Origin of the sequence: Pseudoalteromonas sp., from assembly GCF_041629635.1 — a bacterium.
Taxonomy (GTDB): Bacteria; Pseudomonadota; Gammaproteobacteria; order Enterobacterales; family Alteromonadaceae; genus Pseudoalteromonas.
In genome coordinates, this window is record NZ_JBFKMX010000067.1 from 1 (window position 1) to 19,356 (window position 19,356).

Sequence of the window (19,356 nt, forward strand, 5' to 3'; positions counted from 1 at the left end):
AAAGCGAATACCATGGCACATGAAGCGCAACTTAAAATGTTACGCTATCAGTTAAACCCACATTTCTTATTTAACACACTGAACGCAATTTCGACTTTGATACTGGTTGAAGAAAATAAAAATGCCAATCAAATGGTATCAAAACTTAGCGAATTCTTGCGTTACACACTCAATACCGACCCAATTAAGCGGGTACCATTTGAGCAAGAATTACATGTGTTAGGCTTGTATCTTGATATCGAAAAGGTACGTTTTGAAGACCGCTTAAGCATTGAAATCGATGTAACAGACGAAGCGAAAATTGCCTTAGTACCCAGCATGATTTTGCAGCCACTAATTGAAAATTCGATTAAATATGCCATCGCAAATTTAGCAAGTGGCGGTTTAATTTCGATTAAAGGGCAAGTATTTGCCAACGAATTACTATTAGAAGTATCCGATAACGGTCCAGGTACTGATATAAAGAATGGTGCGTTAGTAAAAAGTTCTGGTGTTGGTCTAGCAAATACGCAAGATCGCTTAAAGACGCTTTACGAACATAACTATTCATTTGTATTATCTAACAACCAGCCGCAAGGTCTTGTTGTTAATATTCGTATACCGTTTGAAAAAGGATAACCATGAACACAATAAAAACACTTATTGTTGATGACGAACCTCTTGCAAGAAAAGGGTTATCAATAAGGTTAAGAGATTTCCCACAAATTGAAGTAGTGGGCCTTTGTAAAAACGGTGAAGAAGCGTTGGCTGAGTGTAAAAGCCAACAAGTAGATTTAATGTTCTTAGACATTCAAATGCCGGGGTTGTCGGGTTTAGAAGTAGTAAAACAACTTTCTGAGTCGGCGTTAGGGATCCCTGCCATTGTGTTTGTTACTGCATTTGACCAATACGCTGTAAAAGCGTTTGAAATTCATGCATTAGACTACCTTCTGAAACCAGTGGATGACGACAGATTGAAGAAGGCGGTAGAAAAAGTGCAAACATATTTAAAATCACAAGAAGATACAAGCCATAAACGTAAACTTGCCAGCTTTGTTGCGGGTATTACGGGTAACAACTGTGAAGAAATTCTAAAAAAGCTTGCTGCTGGTGATAAATTAGAAGAAACCCGTTTCCCAGAATCAATTGCAGTAAAAGAGCAGGGCGAAATTGTTCGAGTGCAAGTAAGCAGTATTCAATGGGTTGATGCAGCAGGTGATTATATGTGTTTACACTGTGCAGATGGCAAAACACACATTTTACGTAAAACAATGAAAGAGCTTGAAGCGGAACTTGATCCGAAAGAGTTTGTACGTGTGCACAGAAGTGCCATCGTAAACAGCAAACAAATTAATAAACTAGTGACACAAGTAAGTGGAGAATACTTACTTGTACTAGAAAACGGGCAAGAACTAAAAGTTAGCCGCAGTTATCGTGATAAAGTTAAAGCGGCACTAGCAAATTAAGTTGATTCAAAAAAGCGCGATTTTCGCGCTTTATTATTATCCCAAGTTGAAGTTAAGCCTATTTAAACGCCTAATAATGGATTGGTTATCAGTATTACTGTAGCTGGTAGCGCTAAGCGCAATTTCATTGAGTGAATTATTTAACATTCCCACCATAATGTCGGTTTTATTCGCTTTTACCGCGTCGACAGCGGCGACTCCCAGTTGCGTTGCAAGCACACGATCTGATGCAACTGGGCTGCCACCACGTTGAATATAACCTAAAATTGCTGCTTTGCTATCAACTCCAGTATAGCGTTCAATCTTTTTACTTAATTCATGAGCGCTAAAACTTAACGAATTTTCTGCCATTACAATAATATAGCTGTCCGTACGGTGGTTTTTAATGGCTTTATTGATATTTACAAGTAAATGATCAATAAACTGCACTTCATCTTCTATTATTTCTTTACACACAATGTGTTCAGCCCCTGAGCCAATGGCGGATTCAACAGCAAGAAAACCGCAATTTCGTCCCATCACTTCAACAATAAAAATACGCTCAAAGGCATTTGCTGTATCACGAATTTTATCTATGCTATCGAGCGCGGTTTCAACAGCAGTCCAAAATCCAATGGTTTGATCGGTACCATTAATATCATTATCAATAGTGCCGGGAATACCAATAATGTTGCCTTGCCATATGGCACTAATCGCTTGGCATCCTTTAAAGCTACCATCACCGCCAATTACGATTAATGCATCGATATTATTGGCGTTTAGTGTTTCCACAACTTGTTTTGGGCCGTTTGGACTTAACATTTCTTGGCAGCGAGCTGACTTTAAAATGGTGCCACCTTTACGAATGATATCATCTACGAGATGACAGTTGAGTTTTATAAAATGGTTTTCAATTAGGCCATTATACCCACCCATAAAGCCTAGTACTTGATACTGGTATTTTTCAGCTTGTAGGGTAACAGCACGAATTGCGGCATTCATGCCAGGAGCATCACCGCCGGAGGTGATTAGTGCAATTTTTTTACTCATATAAAGGTACAAAAAGGTGGTGTATAATTGTTCATACTAGTAAAAAATATTCTAAAATTAAATAGTTATTATCTAAATTTTAGATTATAAAAAGGAAGCTTTCGCTTCCTTTAAAGTTGGATAATATTTACTTCTTGTTCTTCTACTTCAAGGCCAACGGGTATCGCTGGTACATCCGGTTTATCAAGCGCGATATCGCCTTCGCTTATTTGCGAATCTTTGTTCAGTTCAGCAAAATTAAAAATGGATGGATCAGCTAAATGTGATGGCACCACATTTTGCATTGCAGTAAAAATAGTTTCTACGCGGCCAGGTTGCGTTTTATCCCATTCATTAAGCATCGCTTTAATGTGCTTACGTTGTAAGTTCTCTTGTGAACCACATAAATTACATGGAATAATTGGAAACTCTTTTGCTTCTGCGTACTTTACAATGTCTTTTTCTTTACAGTAGGCTAGTGGGCGGATCACCATATGTTGGCCATCATCACTTAATAACTTAGCAGGCATGCCTTTTAATTTACCACCGTAAAACATGTTTAAAAACATGGTTTCAATCATATCGTCACGGTGATGGCCAAGTGCGATTTTTGTTGCACCCATTTCTTTCGCTGTACGGTATAAAATACCACGGCGTAAACGTGAGCACAGGGAACAAGTAGTTTTACCTTCAGGAATAATATCTTTAACAATACTGTAGGTATCTTCTTCTACAATTTTGTATTCTATGCCCAGTGAATCAAGATATTCAGGCAGAATATGCTCTGGGAAACCAGGCTGTTTTTGATCTAGGTTAATGGCAAAAAGCTCAAAGTTAACAGGCGCTGAACGTTGTAGGTTTTGTAAAATATCAAGCAGTGTGTAGCTGTCCTTACCGCCTGATAAACACACCATAATACGGTCACCTTCTTCAATCATATTGAAGTCAGCTATAGCTTGACCTGTAAAACGACGAAGTCGTTTCTGTAACTTATTAAGGTTATATTTCGCCTTAGCTTCTGCTGAATGCGACATACAAATACGCCCCTAGAACAAATAAAGGGGCGTATTATAGGTGAAAAATTTAAGGAGGTTAAGACTTATCTAATGGGCTTTTATAGCCTTGAGGCTTCAGTGCCAAAACATCGCAATTTAAGCTATCAATAACGTGTTCTGCGGTATTACCAATTAGTGCAGCGCTAATACCAGTACGTCCCACAGTACCCATTACAACAAGCTCAGCATCTAGTTGGTTTGCAACTTGCGGTAATACATCTTCGGGCAATCCTTCTTTAATATAGCAATGACTTGATTCAATGTGATATTGCTCTGCTAATTTCTGTGTGGCAGAGATATGGTAATTTTTGACAGATTCAGTGTACTGACCAGCATCAAACTCAGGTATTTCAATTGCAATATTAACAGGCGTACCAGGGTAAGCATTTACAATATTTAAATTGCCATCAATTAATTCAGCTAAATTAGCAGCTTGCTGTAAAATGGTATGATTAAGCGTTTGATGTGTTTCTTCTTCGCTTGAAGCATTTACAGCAGCAAGAATTTGTCCGCCGGCAGGCCAATCATGCTCTTTTACAAGTAACAATGAAACAGGGCATTTGCGAATTAAATGCCAGTCAGTAGGCGTAAAAATAACGGACTTTAGGGTGTCGTGTTGATGAGTGCCTTTAACAACCATGTCGTAACTTTGTTCTAAAACGCAGTTAATAATGGACTCAAAAGGTCGGTTATGCCAAACCACTTGGCAATCGACTTCTAAATCTTGAGCATGTGCTTCTATCAATGATTTGATCCACTCTTTTCTATCATTAATAACGGCATCACGCATTGCGTCACGTTCTTCGCGACTGAGCATAGTTGTCATTTCATAGGAGAAATCGTAGATAGATAAAAAAGCGGTAATTTGTGCGCCCGATTTCCTAGCCAGCTCAAATGAGCGGTTTAACGCGATTTGTTTCTCTTTACTTGGGTCAATAACCGCAAGAATTTTCTTGATTGTGTTCATAAAAACCTCCCAAACTATTAAATCAGTGTAATGGATTTACATTAATTTGAAAGGTTTCTAATAGAATATTTTGTTTTAGATCAAGACTTAATAGAGGCGACTTTGAATAATTCTTCTGGGTTTAGTATGGAAATAAACTTACCTTCGACTTTAATAATATCTGCTTTTTGGAAACGGCTAAGTAGGCGACTGATGGTTTCAACAGTAAGGCCTAGATAATTACCAATTTCGCCTCGAGTCATTGTTAAGCGGAATTCTTTTTTGCTAAAGCCACGCTCGCCAAAGCGAGTAGAAAGATTAGCTAAAAAGGCAGCTAAACGTTCTTCAGCCGTTTTTTTATTAAGCATTAGTAACATTTCTTGATCATAATTTATTTCGTTACTCATCATACGCATAACTTGATGGCGGAGCTTAGGCAACTTACCTGAAAGCTCGTCGAGAGTTGAGAAAGGAATTTCACACACCATAGCAGTTTCCATAGCCTGAGCATAACTTCTGTGGGTCATCGTACTGATGCCATCAAAACCAACTATATCACCTGCTAAGTGGAAGCCTGTGATTTGTTCTTCACCACTTTCCGTTAATGTGTATGATTTAAATGAACCTGAACGCACAGCGTAAATTGAACGAAGAGGTTGCCCTGCTTCAAACAAGAAATCCCCTTTATGAAGTGGTTTCTTACGTTCGATGATATCATCGAGTTTTCCCATTTCTTCACTGTTTAATGAAACAGGAATACACAGTTGACTAATACTACAATCCTGACACTTGATAGCGCAGTTTTTTGACACTGATTTTTTGCTCAATTCCATGACACACCTAAAGAATACGTAAGACCAGAATAATGTATACTAAAACCTTATAATAACGCAATTATCAATAGGTATAAACCGTAGAAAATGAAGATGTTACCAAACACCATACGCACCAAGTTATGATTTAGTATTTGTTTAAATTTATCTGCTGCAAAGGCAAGCCCAATCATGGCGGGTAACGTACCAATTGCAAAAAACAACATAAAAAAGGCACCTCTAACAGCAGATTGTGTAGAGATAGAAAAAAGCAGGGCGGAATAGACTAAACCGCAAGGCAACCACCCCCATAACATACCATAGGCTAATGCTTTGCCATTTGTATTAATTGGTAAGAGATGCTTGTTAAACTGGACTAGGTGTTGCCATATTGCAAACTTGCCCACTTTTTCTATCCAGTTAAGAGAAATTGTTAAGCGCATAATATAAAGACCAACTAATATCATAAAAATGCCGCTTAATAGCGATAAAACAAATGAAAACGTAGTTGAACGTGATGCAAACTGTTGGCTAATGCCTGCTGCAAGCGCACCCGCAAGACAATAACTTAAAATGCGGCCTAAATTATAAAGTAGGGTGTAGCGCTGAACTAAGCTTTTATCTTTTACTGCGAGCGTTAATGACGATGCAACACCACCACACATTGCTAAGCAATGTCCGCTGCCTAGCAACCCCATAATAAGTGCGGAAATCATCTGACTAGTTGTCATTACTTTTTTTGTGTTGTTCTTTATCGTCTTCAAACAAAATACTGTGAGCTTGCTTGTCTAAATTATTAAATTGATCACTGCGCACAGCCCAAAAGAATATGCCGATTGCCACAATAACCAATAATATGGCTATTGGAATTAATACAAAAATGATGCTCACAACTAAGTGCCCCTTACTTAAGTAATCGTAATGAGTTACCAATTACGATAAGTGAACTTGCAGACATACCAATCACTGCAACCCAAGGTGGAATTAATCCCATGGCAGCTAACGGAAGAATTGAGCCATTATAACATAGTGATATGGCTAAATTTTGTTTAATAACACGTCGTGTTAGTTTGGCAGTATCAAAAAGACTGTTAATACTACTGATTTCACTGTTTAATAATACAACGTCTGCCGTATTTTTAGAAATATCAGCGCCTGATGCCATGGCAATAGATAAGTGGGCGCTGTTAAATACTGGACTGTCGTTAACACCGTCACCAACCATAGCAACTATTTTGCCATCTGCTGCGAGCTTTTCCACAACGCTTTGCTTATCCGAAGGGCTACAGCCGGTTTGGATGTTACTGATGCCAAGACTATTTACCAGCTCTTTACCTGCGTTAGAAGGATCGCCCGTTAACACTTGCAATTCAAGATCTCTTTGTTTAAGCATACTTAGAGTAGATTGGGCATGGTCGCGGATTTTATCTTGCAGTTTGAAGCCAGCAATTACTTGTTTATTTATGTATAAGAAAACGTCATAACGCTGCTCATCAAACTGACAAAACCAATTAGCCTTACCAATTGAAACGGCTTGATCTTTGTATATGGCTGAAATGCCTTTACCTGTTTCAATGACAACATCTGTTAGTTCAACTGACGCGACACTTAGCTCCATAAAGGCCTTACTGATTGGGTGCTCAGAATAATTTTCAAGTGACTTTGCAATTGCGTAGACTTCTTCGAGAGAATAATCAGCATTAAATAATTTTGTATCAAGTAATGTGAATTTGCCCTCGGTTAAAGTGCCTGTTTTATCGAAGGCAATATTGGTCACTTTTATAAGTGTTTCAAGCACATGCGATTTTTTTATTAACACCCCCTGTTGGGTTAGTTTCGCAACTGCACAGGTAAGGGCTGTTGGAATAGCTAAGCTCAAAGCACAAGGGCACGTTGCAACAAGCACGGCAATTGTAATCCAAAACGCTTGCTCAGGGTCTATCTGATACCACGAAAAGGCGGTAATTGATGCAAATACAAGTAAACATGCAACAAACCACTGAGCGACTTTGTCGGTAATTTCAGCGATTTTAGGACGAGAAGTTAGTGCTTGATGTTGTAAACGAACAATTTGGTTGATTAAGGTGTCTTGTCCAATTTGATTAACACAAATAGTTATTACACCATCGTGATTTACAGTGCCAGCGTAAACTTGATCACCTTTAGATTTACTCACGGCTGCGTGCTCACCGGTCATCATTGCTTCGTCAACAGAAGTTTTACCGTCAATTAAAATACCATCAGCAGGAATGGTTTCACCGGCTTTGATCATCACCTTGTCATTTAATTGAAGCCGTTTTGCTGCAATGATTTCTTCTTCATTATTGTTGATTAAGCGAGCAGTAAGAGGTAACAATTTTTGTAAATTAGCTGTAAATTCAGATGCTTTTAAACGGGCGCGGAATTCAAGATATTTACCTAACAACAATAAGAAAGTAAACATACAGATGGATTCAAAATACACTTCACCTGTTTCAAAAATGGTGGCCCAACTGCTTGCGGCATAGGCACCAAAAATGGCAAGTGATACGGGTAAATCCATATTGAGCTGTTTGGCTTTTAAACCACGCACTGCCGAGGTTAAAAATGGTAGCGCTGAATAAAGAATTACAGGCGTGGCTAAAATAAAACTGATCCAACGAAAATACTGTTCAAAATCGTCATCCATGCCAGAAAACATGCCAAAATACATAGCAAAGGCGAACATCATCACCTGCATTGTCATAAGGCCTGCGACACCTAATCGCCTGACATAAGATTTAGCGGTTTGTTTTTTTTGTTGTTCTTCGTGGTCTTGCTGGAAAGGATAAGCACGATAGCCAATTCGTGCTAAGGATTCAATAATGGTACTTAGTTTTAGTTTTGACTGATCCCATTTAATCATAGCGCGGTAAGTGGATGTATTAACATCAACACGAACTACATGGCCTAAATTGAGTAACTGTTTTTCAATAAGCCAAGCACACGCTGCGCAACTTATTCCTTCTACACTCAGAAGAATTTCAGCAATATCACCTTGTTTTGTTAAAAACTCAGATTGGATGTCTTCATCATCGTAACTTTGGAACATTTTAATCTGTTCCGGTACCAGTTCTTGAACTTTACCTGCGATCTCAGTTCTGTATTTGTAATAATCAGACATGCCTTGGTCAATAATGGCTTCAGCAACAGCTTGACATCCCAAACAGCACATGGGTTTAGCTTCATTTTCGAATTCAATTGATAGCGAAATACCCTTTGGAATAGGTTCCAAACAGTGAAAACAGTTCTTGGCCATGGCTTACTTATATTCTGGTTTAATTTTAAACGCGTTTTCGTAAGGTAAGGTGATGTTTTCTTTTAATTTCCATTCGCCATTGATCGGTTCGATGAAAATTGTATAACGACCGTCTTCAAGTAAATCAGTGACACCTGAATAGTCACCGTTTGCGTTGGGTGTAAGGGTTAATTCAACATCTTTATCTTTTAGAGTTGTGTGGTAAAACGATGTTTTTAGAGCTGGCGGGTTGAGCGAATCGCCCTTGGTGAAGCTGACTTTAACAACGCCATCATTAATAAAAAGGTCAGCATGTAAGTAAAGAGCTTTTGAACGATCAAATTTAGATAACTCTAAATTAATGGCTTTGCCTTTTTTATAGTAGTCATCAACGACCATTGAAGGGCCTTTGTCTGACATATAAACAAGTAACGTAACACAGGCGACTATAGTACCGGCAGGGATGAAAATAATGAACCAAGGCCAAAATTGTTTATACCAAGGAGTTGTAGACATAGGATTAATACTTAAAAACAAATGTGGCGTTATTCTACTTGAAGTGCTGTGAAAAGGGTAAAAAAAAGCTCCCAAAATGGGAGCTTTTTTGATCTAGATTGGTACTCTTAACGTGTTTATAAAATTTGATTAAATAACTCGTTAAGATTTACTAATCAATTACTTATCTTGAGATAAGCTGTAAACGTATGCTGTAAGAATATGTACCTTATCTTCGCCAAGAATGTCTTTCCAAGCCGGCATTACGCCTGCACGACCATTGCGAAGTGTTTCTTCAACAGCACGTTGTGAACCACCATATAACCAAATGTTATCTGTTAGGTTAGGTGCACCAAATGCATAGTTACCTTTACCGTCCATACCATGACATGCAGCACACATAGCGAATTTCGCTTGACCAGCAGCCGCGTCTTTTTGGTTAACAGTACGTCCTGAAAGGCTAAGTACATATGCAGTCATTTCTTTAATACCTTGATCTCCTAGTGCATCTTGCCATGCAGGCATAGCAGCAACACGACCGTGAAGAAGTGATGCTTTAATTGCGTCAGGTGTACCGCCGTATAACCAGTCATTGTCAGTTAGATTCGGGAAGCCTTGGCCACCACGTGCATCCGAACCATGACATTGCGCACAGTTTTGCGAGAATAGACGCTGACCAATTTCCAACGCTTCTTCGTTTGTTGCAAGGTCTTTAATATCTTGCTGAGCGAATTGTTGGAAAACTGGACCAAAACGCTCATCTGCGTTACGGATTTCCTGGTCAAGTTGAACACGTTTACCTGCAGCTTCATTATCAACCACAGCTTGTTTAGATTCTGCAATTGATTTAACACCTTGGTTTGAACTTGTCCATTTTGAAATACCTTCAAAATTACCCATACCAGGATAAAGGATTAGGTATACTGCTGCCCATGCGAAAGTCGCAAAGAACATAATTGTCCACCAACGAGGTAGTGGATTGTTTATTTCTTCGATGCCATCAAATTCATGGCCACATGATTCGCCTTCTTCAACGCCTGTGTAGTTCTTAAGATTCCACACAAGTAGGCCGAAGCAAAGCGCTAAACATGCAAGGGTTAAAACAATAACCCAAATGCTCCAAAACGTAGTCATTTCTCAGACTCCTTTTTTTCCTTTTCGCCAACTGTATTGTTATGTACGTTTTCGTCTTCAAAAATCGCATTTGCTGCTTCATCAAAATTCTTTTTAGAACGTTTGCTGTAAGCCCACAATACGATGGCTATAAAAAGTACTAATAATACCAGAGTAAATATGCCTCTGAATGTGCCGTAATCCATAGTGGTTTACTTCAAATGAGTACCAAGCTGTTGTAGGTACGCAATTAGCGCTTCCATTTCAGTTTTGCCTTTAATGGAATTAACATCAGCTTGTAATTCTGCATCACTGCCGTAACCACGACCTGGATACGCTTCTTGGTTAATGCCAAAGTTGTCACGGAACACTTGTAATTTCTTAAGTGTGTGCGTCGTATCAACTTCGTTTTTCGCTAACCAAGGGTAACCTGGCATGTTTGACTCAGGTACTACATCACGTGGATTTACCAAGTGTGCGTAGTGCCAATCATCTGAGTAGCGACCACCTACACGAGCTAAGTCTGGACCAGTACGTTTAGAACCCCACTGGAATGGGTGATCCCACACACTTTCACCAGCAACAGAGTAGTGACCGTAACGCTCAACTTCGTCACGGAAAGGGCGAATCATTTGTGAGTGACAGTTGTAACAACCTTCACGTACATAAATGTCACGACCTTCCATTTCTAACGCAGTTAGTGGGCGTAGACCATCTACAGGCTCAGTAGTGTCTTTTTGGAACATAAGTGGCGTAATTTCCACAAGTGCACCAAAGCTGATTGCGAAAACTGTCAGGATAGCCATAAGGCCAACGTTCTTTTCAACAATCTCGTGTTTATTTTGTGAATTATTCTGACTCATACATTACTCCTTACGCAGGCTGAGCTTCAGCTTGTAATGCACCTTTTTCAGCTGCAACAGTTTTAACAACGTTGTATAACATGATTAGCATACCAACAACGATGAATACACCGCCTACAAAGCGCATGAAGTAGAATGGGTAAGACGCTTCTAGTGATTGAACAAAGCTGTACATTAATGTACCGTCAGAGTTAACTGCACGCCACATTAGACCTTGCATAACACCAGAGATCCACATTGCTACGATGTACAGAACAACACCTACTGTGTGTAACCAGAAGTGTGTGTTAATTAATTTAGTGCTGTACATACGAGCCTGACCAAATAGGTTAGGGATTAAGTGGTAAACCGCACCGATTGATACCATCGCTACCCAACCTAATGCACCTGAGTGTACGTGACCTACAGTCCAGTCAGTGTAGTGAGATAATGCGTTTACAGATTTAATCGCCATCATTGGACCTTCGAACGTTGACATACCGTAGAACGATAGTGAAACAACTAAGAAACGAAGGATTGGGTCGTGGCGAAGTTTATGCCATGCGCCAGAAAGTGTCATGATACCGTTGATCATACCACCCCAAGATGGCACAAATAGAATTACTGACATTACCATACCTAAAGACTGAGTCCAGTCAGGAAGTGCTGTGTAATGTAAATGGTGAGGACCTGCCCAAATATAAAGAGAAACAAGTGCCCAGAAGTGAACTACTGATAAACGGTAAGAGTAAACTGGACGACCAGCTTGCTTAGGAACGAAGTAATACATCATACCTAAGAAACCTGCAGTAAGAAGGAAACCAACCGCGTTATGACCATACCACCACTGAACCATCGCATCTACTGCACCTGCGTAGATTGAGTATGATTTAGTTAATGAAACTGGAATTGCCATGCTGTTAACAATGTGAAGAACAGCAACAGTGATAATGAAACCACCATAGAACCAGTTAGCAACATAAATATGCGACACTTTACGCTTGATTAATGTACCGAAGAACACAACTGCATAAGCAACCCAAACAACTGTAATAAGGATGTCGATTGGCCACTCTAGCTCAGCGTATTCTTTACCACTGGTAAAACCAAGAGGAAGTGTAATTGCTGCTAGAACAATAATAAGCTGCCAGCCCCAGAAGGTAAAAGATGCAAGCTTATCTGAGAATAAACGCGTTTGACATGTACGCTGAACAACGTAGTAAGACGTTGCAAATAGTGCACTAGTACCAAATGCGAAAATAACTGCGTTCGTATGTAACGGACGTAGACGAGAGTAAGTTAACCATGGAATGTCGAAGTTTAACGCAGGCCATACTAGCTGAGCTGCGATGAAAACCCCTGCACCCATGCCAACAATGCCCCAAATCACCGTCATAATGGCGAATTGGCGTACAACTTTATAGTTGTATTCTGTTTGTGATGCTACTGTTGTTTGGCTCATTTTCCGGTTTCCGCTGCAATAAATTGCATTAAGAAATGAATTTACCCAATTCTAATTAAAGAAATGGGGCCTCTAAAAATTTACCAAATTCGTTACCTTACTTACTCGAACTTTTGCCATCAAATGATGTCAGAGTTTGAGTTAGCAAGAAAACCAACCCGGTAAAACCCTTTTTTTGCATGAGAAATGATAAAATTTTTGCTTTTAAAAAGATAGCGCATTTGCCCAAAATTATGACCTCAATCAAACATTCTCAGTGAGTGTGATTTATTTTTGTGCAAATTTAGTCTAAATTCGCGAACAATGTTTATACACGCCCAACAAAAGAGTAATAGATGCGGTTATTTCTAGTTATTTTTGCAGTAATAATTATTAGCGGTTGCGATGATTCAAATAGTAAACCTTCAACCAAGTTATCAGAGCAGCAGTCATCTTCATTGTTAACAATTAAAGATGAATCTGTAATACCAGAAACTGAATTTAGTATCGTTTTTACCCCAAATAATGAAGTTGAAATAATCGATGCTTATATTGAAGGTGTAGACATGTACATGGGGAGAATCCCATTGTTTTTTTCTCGCACTAATAAGCAACTGCAATACATTGCAAGCGGCATGGTTGGTGTGTGCAGTAAAAATGAAATGGTATGGCGTATTTATTTACATTACCGCAAAAATGGAACTCAAGAGGGCAAAATTGCCACTCTCAACTTTGTAGTAACAAATACTTAACCGAGCATCTACAGTTGTAGCGTGATTACAATTGATTACATCTGGTAACGCACGAAAACGAGTATCAATAAAAAACTTATATCTACAGGTAAGTATCTGATAACAAGTGATTAATTATGTTACTGCTGTTAATAATTAAATAACAAATGGCGCAATCTAAGCGCCATTTTTTGTGCCTGAATAAAAGCTGAACACCCATTCAGTTTTCGTTCATTTTCAGAAGCCTAGTTTGCAGCGTCCGTTGTAAGATTTCTCCTTGGTTTTTTATCCGAAGCCACGTTTCTCGCGTTATACAAGAAACATAAAGTCACTTTCTTAGAACGGGTAATGCAACAAGTTATTCGCTTTAGTTGATGTGTTTTCAACTAATCGGGTTAGACAACTAATAAAGGTTTATTATGAATAAAACTAAATTGGGTTTAGCAATTGCTACCGCGTTACCGTTGTTTTCAGCAACAAATGCAATCGCAGCAGAAACCTCAGCAGACGCCGTAGAGCGCATCGAAGTAACAGGTTCTCGTATTAAGCGTGCCGATATGGAGACGGCAAGCCCAGTAACAGTAATTGGTGCAGAGGAAATTCGTGCTTCAGGTGCGACATCAATTGATTCAATTTTACAAGATATGACTGCTGCTGGCGGTGCGATGGTAAACCCAGGCATTAATAATGGCTCTGGTGGTAATGCAAGCATGAACCTACGTGGTTTAGGCTCACAGCGTACTCTAGTACTAGTAAACGGCCGTCGTATGATCAACTCAGGTACTGGTGCTGCGTCAACTGTAGACTTAAATACCATTCCTGTGTCGATGATCCAACGTGTTGAAGTACTTAAAGACGGTGCATCAGCAGTATATGGTACTGACGCAGTTGCAGGTGTTGTAAACATCATTCTTAGAAAGGATTTTGAAGGCCTAGACATGAATGCTCAAACGGGTATTTCAGGTGAAGGCGATGCTGAAGAGAGCTCAGTAGATTTTACTGTGGGTACTTCGTTCGATAAAGGTAACATTGTACTTGGCGTACAATACATGGATCGTGGTGAAGCGTCTCAAGCTGACCGTGGTTTCTCTTCTTGCCCAGTTTCAGAGCGTAAAAACGACGCAGGTAATGTAGAACTTTACTGTGGCGGTTCAAGCTACACACCTTACGGCCATATTTGGTCAGGTGATGAGTCACTGCAAGGTAACCCTGACAACTCTTGGCATGACTTTGGTGATGAAGATAAATATAACTACTCGAAAGATAGCTACCTATTTACACCAATGCAGCGTCTTAACCTTTCAGGTTTAGGTACTTACGAGCTAACTGATAACACAACACTATTTGCAGAATCAATGTATTCAAAGCGCTGGTCTGAGCAACAAATGGCACCTCAGCCAGTATGGTTCGATTTCACTTACCAAGATTGGATGGGTGATTCACTGGTTAAACATGGCGTTAACTACGGTGACGAGATTTCATACGGTCGTCGTATGAGCGATACCGGTACACGTGACTTCTCTCAAGTTGTTGATACAGTTCGTGTTGTAATCGGTGCTGAAGGTATTCTATCAAATGATTGGTCATGGGATGCAGCATTAAACTTTGGTCGTAATGACTCTGTTGACCGTTTATCAAACCTTCATAACATGGGTTCAATCCAAGAAGATATCGAGCTAGGCAAATTTAACCCGCTAGATCAAACTTCATGGCAATACGACAACATGCAAGGTTACCTGTACACTGAGCAAAACACTGGCGGCAGCCAAATGTTAATGTTTAGTGGTTCTCTTGCTGGTGAGTTATTTGAGTTACCAGCAGGTTACTTAGGTTTTGCAGCTGGTGTTGAACACCGTTCTGAAAAGGCTTGGTACATTCCTGATTCACTAACAGCACAAGGTCTTGCTAACGACCCTAAAGTTGAACCAACTGAAGGCCGTTACGATGTAAACGAAGCGTTTGTAGAACTTGCTATCCCAGTACTTGCAGACAAAGCATTTGCTGAAAACCTAGAGCTTAGCGCTGCTATCCGTGCATTTGACTACTCAACATTCGGTAGCGATGCAACTTGGAAGCTTGGTTTTACTTGGAAAGTGAACAGCGACATCATGTTCCGTGGTGTAGCGTCTACTGCATTCCGTGCACCAACGGTTGATGAGCTATACGGTGGTAAGTCTCCTTCGTTTAACCAAGTATCTCACCCATTAGGTCAAGATCAAGCAGAAGTAACTGTTGGCGGTAACGCAGCATTAACACCTGAAGAAGCTGAAACACTAACAGTTGGTTTCGTATATGAGCCAAGCTGGTTAGATGGCGCTTCAATGACGGTTGACTACTACGATATTTCAATTGAAAACTCAATTGCAACTGTAGATAACCAGTACATTGTTGATAACTGTTTAGATGCTGCGGGTACACCAATTAACACAGAATCAGCACTTTGTAAGTCTGCTGATATCTCAATGGATAACTCTCGCCGTATTTCATTTAACAACCAATTACAAAACATTGGTGCTGAAACTGCAAAAGGCATTGACTTAAACTTAGCATACTCATTTGAAGCACTTGGTTTAGATTGGAGCACTGCACTAGATACAACTTACCTAATGGAAACAACAGTTACATTAACTGATGAAACAGTTGATTATGTTGGCTTAATTACATCTGGTTCAGGTGGTTATGCTGATATCAAATCAAACCTGTCTGTTTCTGTTAAAGGTGATGCATGGGATGCTAACTATAAAGCACGTTACATCTCAGGTATGGATAGCTATTCATGTCTAGATAACCCAGCTAAATGTTATGCACCAAGCACAGGTTCTGTTGTTTATCATGATATCGGTGGTGCATACCACGTATCAGAAACTGTAAAAGTATCTGCGGGTATCAATAACTTGTTTGATAAGCAACCGCCATACTATTCAGGTAACAACGATTCAAATACTGATCCGTACACATACGATGTATTAGGTCGTTATTTCTACGCTGGTGTTAATATTAAGTTCTAATAACATTTAATTAGTATAAAACCGCACCTTTTGGTGCGGTTTTTTTTGCATTAAATAAATTGACACTTAAATGTCATATTAATGTCAATTTAGTCGTTTAAAAAATGATAAATAAGATTGTTTAGAACCTTTAATTTAAGTAATTATGTTGTTTCACTAAAGCGTCATAGTTCTGAAAAGTAATTGTCACCTATTCATTCTATTCTCTCGGCAAATTGTTAACTGAGTTGAAAGTAAATGGGTATCATCAGGAATAGAAATTTAATCAGTCGTATTAAACAGCAAGATAACCGCGTGTATGTACCGGCTGATGCAAGGGACAACCAATACATTATCGCTGAACTTGTAATAAACGATAATTTAATCGCACAACTTTCTGACAAAACACTTAATCCTACACCAAAAGAATTATTAAGTTTATTACTAAACAAAGTACGTCGTGTTATTGACCAGCATGATATCGCCTTTGTCGCGTTAGTTGCTTCGAATAAATTTATACGAGTGCGCTATGGTGTGGATAATGAAATTAACACCACCCAAGAGCAGCACATTGTTTATTACAACCCTGAAAAGAGCAAAGGGGTCATTGGGATTTGCCCAGAGGGGACCGAATCACTTAAATCAATTCGTTTAGTGTGCTTTGCAACAGGCAAAAACCTGCGTGAAAATGCGGCATTATTTCATCAAAAAGTAGTTAACTTAGTATCTGAAATTAAACAGTCGTTTAATTTTATTGATGGAATCAAATTACAAGATCATCAACATATTAGCTTTAGTTTAGAAAAGCATTCATCAGCGACACAATCAAAAGCGCATGGCTTTCGAGTGATTGAAAAGCGCTATGAAAGTTCAGGTTTAATGCTGCCAGAACAACGCAATAGCAAAGCTTTTATTGTTGTAAAAGCAAATTTTAGCGAACTGTTAAATGAAAAAGTGTTGAGCCAAAACTATGAAGTGAGTCAAATGCATGCAGAGATCTCGCATTTGCTTATTCAGCTTGCACAAGAAGTCGGCATTAATCATTTAGCTTACGTTGCTTCAAATCGTTATCCAGTTGTTAAATCGAATTTTGTCACTGGCAGTGCGAATCAAAAAGGTGAATTGGTTAGTTTAAATTTTGGTAATACTGAGCATGAAGTGATTCAAATTATTGAAGATGAATACACCAATAGTGCAGCTCATATCGTGTTTTATATGCCTGAATCGACTTCGGTTAAATTTGGCTATGCGGTTTATATCAATAAAGTAATAAAATTGCTGGATAAGCTAGGTCAAAAATTACAACTTACAGAGCATGATCAAGCTATGCTACTAAGGTTTTATCAACACTTTAGCTATAAAGCTTGAATCTCAGGCTGTTAATTTGTCATAGTGTAAATCAAAAAGAGCAATAAATTACACTATGACAAACAGCAACACATTAAACTACACAGTACCCTATGTTGAAGGTGACGGTGTAGGTCCTGAGCTTATCAACTATGCCCGTAAAGTTGCCGACAAGGTGATGCTTAATTGTTATCAAGGCAACAGGAAAATTGAATGGTTAGCTGTGTTGTGTGGTGAAAAAGCGGCTTTTGAATATCAAGGGGATTGGTTTCCAGAACACACCCTCAATACTATTGAGCAACAAAAATGTGCGTTGATTGGGCCTATTACTGCACCCATTGGCTATGGCTTTAAATCTCTAAACGTTGCGTTACGCCATGAACTTGGACTTAGAACATCTTACACCCGTTATCAAACCAATAATCAAAATGATATTTATGTGCTGCGAGATAATAGCGAAGATTTACCTGTAAAACTTGAATGGCAAACAGCATCGTTCGACGGCAAGTTACTTGCTAATTTCTTAAAAGATGAACTTGGTGTAAATAAAGTCGCGCTAGCTGAGCAAAGTGTTATGGCGCTCAAGTATTTGTCACAAAGTAGTATTGAAAAGCTTCTAACGTCGGCGATTGTTCTTGCAAAATCAAGAAGTGTTAAAAAAATAATTATAGTCCATCATGCCAATAGTTTACCGATTTCAGAGGGCAGTGTGGTGCGCTGGGCGTTGGCATCACTCAATAGCCAAGGTACAAATGATGACAGTGAAACATTACCAAAATACGTAGATGATATTGCTATTGATGTGTGTTCTTTGTTGCAATTTTTTAGCCATCAAAATACAGCATCAGAAGATACCATTTTTGTGTGTGCAAATTATCTAGCAACCATTTTAAATGAGTATTTTACGGGTAGTTTAGGTTTGATTAACAAAGTGAGCCAAACTAACTATGGCAATAATATTTGTATTGTTGAGCCAAAACATGGCCCACTTCATTCGCTTGTGGGGCAAGATGAAATAACACCCGTCGCTTTACTCAATGCGGTTGTTTCGTTGTTTTATCACTTAAAATGTGACGAGGCTGCAAGGTGCCTTTCTAAGGCTTTATTTGAGGTAGAAAAAAGCTTAAAGGATAAACCGATATCCTTTAAGCAGTTTCAAGAAACATTGGTGCTGTAATTAAGCCGATAACTTAAGTTGTGCTTGATAAAATGGGCGTAAGTAATTGACACATTGCTGAAAAATAGTGGCAAGCTTGGTTGGCACTTGAGATGTATCTACCACTTGTGCAGAGCCAGAAGCAGCGATAAATGCAGCAAAAACAAGTGTTGGTGTAGGGCAGCTGTATTTATCTTTAATTTCAAGCGTTTCACCTGTTAATAATCGCTCAGTAATTAATGGTGTTGAAATACTGGCTAGTTCACATAAGCTTTCGTTACCAATCGTTTGAGTATTTGTTTCATTGATTGTTTTTCTAATTTGTCCACCAAACTCTTTTAATAATTTAATATAATTTTCAATAAATTGTGCTTGGCATTCTGGGTTTTCTAAATGATATGCTTTAGTTAATTGATTGAATAAGTTTTCTTCAATGTATAAAAATTGATGCTTATGAAATTGACCTGTACTCATTGTAATGTTCCTCGTTATTTTTGATAAAAGGCATTTTCCTTAACAAAAAGAGTATCGAACAACATCACAATTTAAAAATTGAATAATTCAATTGTAGTTATAGACAGTATCTATAATGTGTTATTTAACTCGCTAATGTGGTTGCGAACTCACTAAGTTGTTGCCGTAACCATGTATGGGCAGGGTCGTAGTGTTTTATTGGGCTCCACACCATAGAAATTTCTTGCGGTACCATTTGAAATGGCAAC

At 38.9% G+C, this 19,356-nt stretch carries 19 protein-coding genes; 6 read left to right on the top strand and 13 right to left on the bottom strand.

The genetic code is table 11. The features are described from left to right. Both ABYD77_RS10850 and ABYD77_RS10855 read left to right on the top strand, forming a co-directional pair. Positions 1-618 (top strand): sensor histidine kinase (locus ABYD77_RS10850; protein WP_372769752.1); only part of this gene is annotated, 618 nt, incomplete at its 5' end. Between the two features lie 2 nt (positions 619-620). Beyond that, a complete protein-coding gene (locus ABYD77_RS10855; RefSeq protein ID WP_372769754.1) occupies positions 621-1,445 on the top strand; it encodes a LytR/AlgR family response regulator transcription factor in 825 nt (274 codons plus the stop codon). Between the two features lie 36 nt (positions 1,446-1,481). Here ABYD77_RS10855 and ABYD77_RS10860 read toward each other — a convergent pair whose 3' ends face one another. The 12 genes from ABYD77_RS10860 to ccoN form a co-directional block, all read right to left on the bottom strand. Then, positions 1,482-2,474 carry an ATP-dependent 6-phosphofructokinase gene (locus ABYD77_RS10860; protein WP_372769756.1) on the bottom strand — a complete coding sequence of 331 codons (993 nt, stop codon included), beginning with the start codon at positions 2,472-2,474 and terminating at the stop codon, positions 1,482-1,484. A 110-nt stretch (positions 2,475-2,584) separates the two neighbouring features. After that, the gene (gene ttcA / locus ABYD77_RS10865; RefSeq protein ID WP_372769758.1) at positions 2,585-3,487 is read right to left on the bottom strand and encodes a tRNA 2-thiocytidine(32) synthetase TtcA; all 903 of its coding nucleotides are present in this window, start codon (positions 3,485-3,487) and stop codon (positions 2,585-2,587) included. A 58-nt stretch (positions 3,488-3,545) separates the two neighbouring features. Next, the gene (gene uspE, locus ABYD77_RS10870) at positions 3,546-4,475 is read right to left on the bottom strand and encodes a universal stress protein UspE (RefSeq protein ID WP_372769760.1); all 930 of its coding nucleotides are present in this window, start codon (positions 4,473-4,475) and stop codon (positions 3,546-3,548) included. A gap of 80 nt (positions 4,476-4,555) precedes the next feature. Next, positions 4,556-5,287, bottom strand: coding sequence for a fumarate/nitrate reduction transcriptional regulator Fnr (gene fnr / locus ABYD77_RS10875; RefSeq protein ID WP_372769762.1), 732 nt, complete (start codon positions 5,285-5,287; stop codon positions 4,556-4,558). 47 nt (positions 5,288-5,334) lie between these two features. After that, positions 5,335-5,997 (bottom strand): sulfite exporter TauE/SafE family protein, encoded by a 663-nt coding sequence (locus tag ABYD77_RS10880; RefSeq protein ID WP_372769764.1) that lies wholly within the window; start codon positions 5,995-5,997, stop codon positions 5,335-5,337. Continuing rightward, complete coding sequence (ccoS, locus tag ABYD77_RS10885) at positions 5,987-6,157, bottom strand: cbb3-type cytochrome oxidase assembly protein CcoS (protein ID WP_372769766.1); 171 nt, start codon at positions 6,155-6,157, stop codon at positions 5,987-5,989. The genes ABYD77_RS10880 and ccoS overlap by 11 nt, the downstream gene beginning before the upstream one ends. Positions 6,158-6,170: 13 nt before the next feature. Further along, positions 6,171-8,543 (bottom strand): heavy metal translocating P-type ATPase, encoded by a 2,373-nt coding sequence (locus ABYD77_RS10890; RefSeq protein WP_372769768.1) that lies wholly within the window; start codon positions 8,541-8,543, stop codon positions 6,171-6,173. Between the two features lie 3 nt (positions 8,544-8,546). After that, positions 8,547-9,038 (bottom strand): FixH family protein, encoded by a 492-nt coding sequence (locus ABYD77_RS10895; RefSeq protein ID WP_372769770.1) that lies wholly within the window; start codon positions 9,036-9,038, stop codon positions 8,547-8,549. Positions 9,039-9,197: 159 nt separating this feature from the next. Beyond that, positions 9,198-10,151: a cytochrome-c oxidase, cbb3-type subunit III gene (gene ccoP / locus ABYD77_RS10900; RefSeq protein WP_372769772.1), complete on the bottom strand. Its 954-nt coding sequence runs from the start codon at positions 10,149-10,151 to the stop codon at positions 9,198-9,200. Next, positions 10,148-10,336, bottom strand: coding sequence for a cbb3-type cytochrome c oxidase subunit 3 (locus ABYD77_RS10905; RefSeq protein WP_038641407.1), 189 nt, complete (start codon positions 10,334-10,336; stop codon positions 10,148-10,150). The genes ccoP and ABYD77_RS10905 overlap by 4 nt, the downstream gene beginning before the upstream one ends. A gap of 6 nt (positions 10,337-10,342) precedes the next feature. Further along, positions 10,343-10,993, bottom strand: coding sequence for a cytochrome-c oxidase, cbb3-type subunit II (gene ccoO, locus ABYD77_RS10910; protein WP_372769774.1), 651 nt, complete (start codon positions 10,991-10,993; stop codon positions 10,343-10,345). Positions 10,994-11,003: 10 nt separating this feature from the next. Further along, entirely contained in the window at positions 11,004-12,434 is a 1,431-nt protein-coding gene (gene ccoN / locus ABYD77_RS10915) for a cytochrome-c oxidase, cbb3-type subunit I (protein ID WP_372769776.1), read from the bottom strand. 335 nt (positions 12,435-12,769) lie between these two features. On the opposite strand from ccoN, the gene ABYD77_RS10920 reads away from it, so the two are divergent. From ABYD77_RS10920 to ABYD77_RS10935, 4 genes are all read left to right on the top strand, one after another. Further along, positions 12,770-13,165, top strand: a complete 396-nt coding sequence (locus ABYD77_RS10920) for a hypothetical protein (protein WP_372769778.1) — start codon at positions 12,770-12,772, stop codon at positions 13,163-13,165. A 398-nt stretch (positions 13,166-13,563) separates the two neighbouring features. Next, complete coding sequence (locus ABYD77_RS10925; RefSeq protein ID WP_372769780.1) at positions 13,564-16,152, top strand: TonB-dependent receptor; 2,589 nt, start codon at positions 13,564-13,566, stop codon at positions 16,150-16,152. 237 nt (positions 16,153-16,389) lie between these two features. After that, on the top strand, positions 16,390-17,499 hold the full coding sequence (locus tag ABYD77_RS10930) for a DUF3083 family protein (RefSeq protein ID WP_372769782.1): 1,110 nt from the start codon (positions 16,390-16,392) through the stop codon (positions 17,497-17,499). A gap of 55 nt (positions 17,500-17,554) precedes the next feature. Continuing rightward, entirely contained in the window at positions 17,555-18,655 is a 1,101-nt protein-coding gene (locus tag ABYD77_RS10935) for an isocitrate/isopropylmalate family dehydrogenase (protein WP_372769784.1), read from the top strand. Here ABYD77_RS10935 and ABYD77_RS10940 read toward each other — a convergent pair whose 3' ends face one another. Beyond that, on the bottom strand, positions 18,656-19,108 hold the full coding sequence (locus ABYD77_RS10940) for a hypothetical protein (RefSeq protein ID WP_372769786.1): 453 nt from the start codon (positions 19,106-19,108) through the stop codon (positions 18,656-18,658). Positions 19,109-19,356 lie beyond the last annotated feature (248 nt).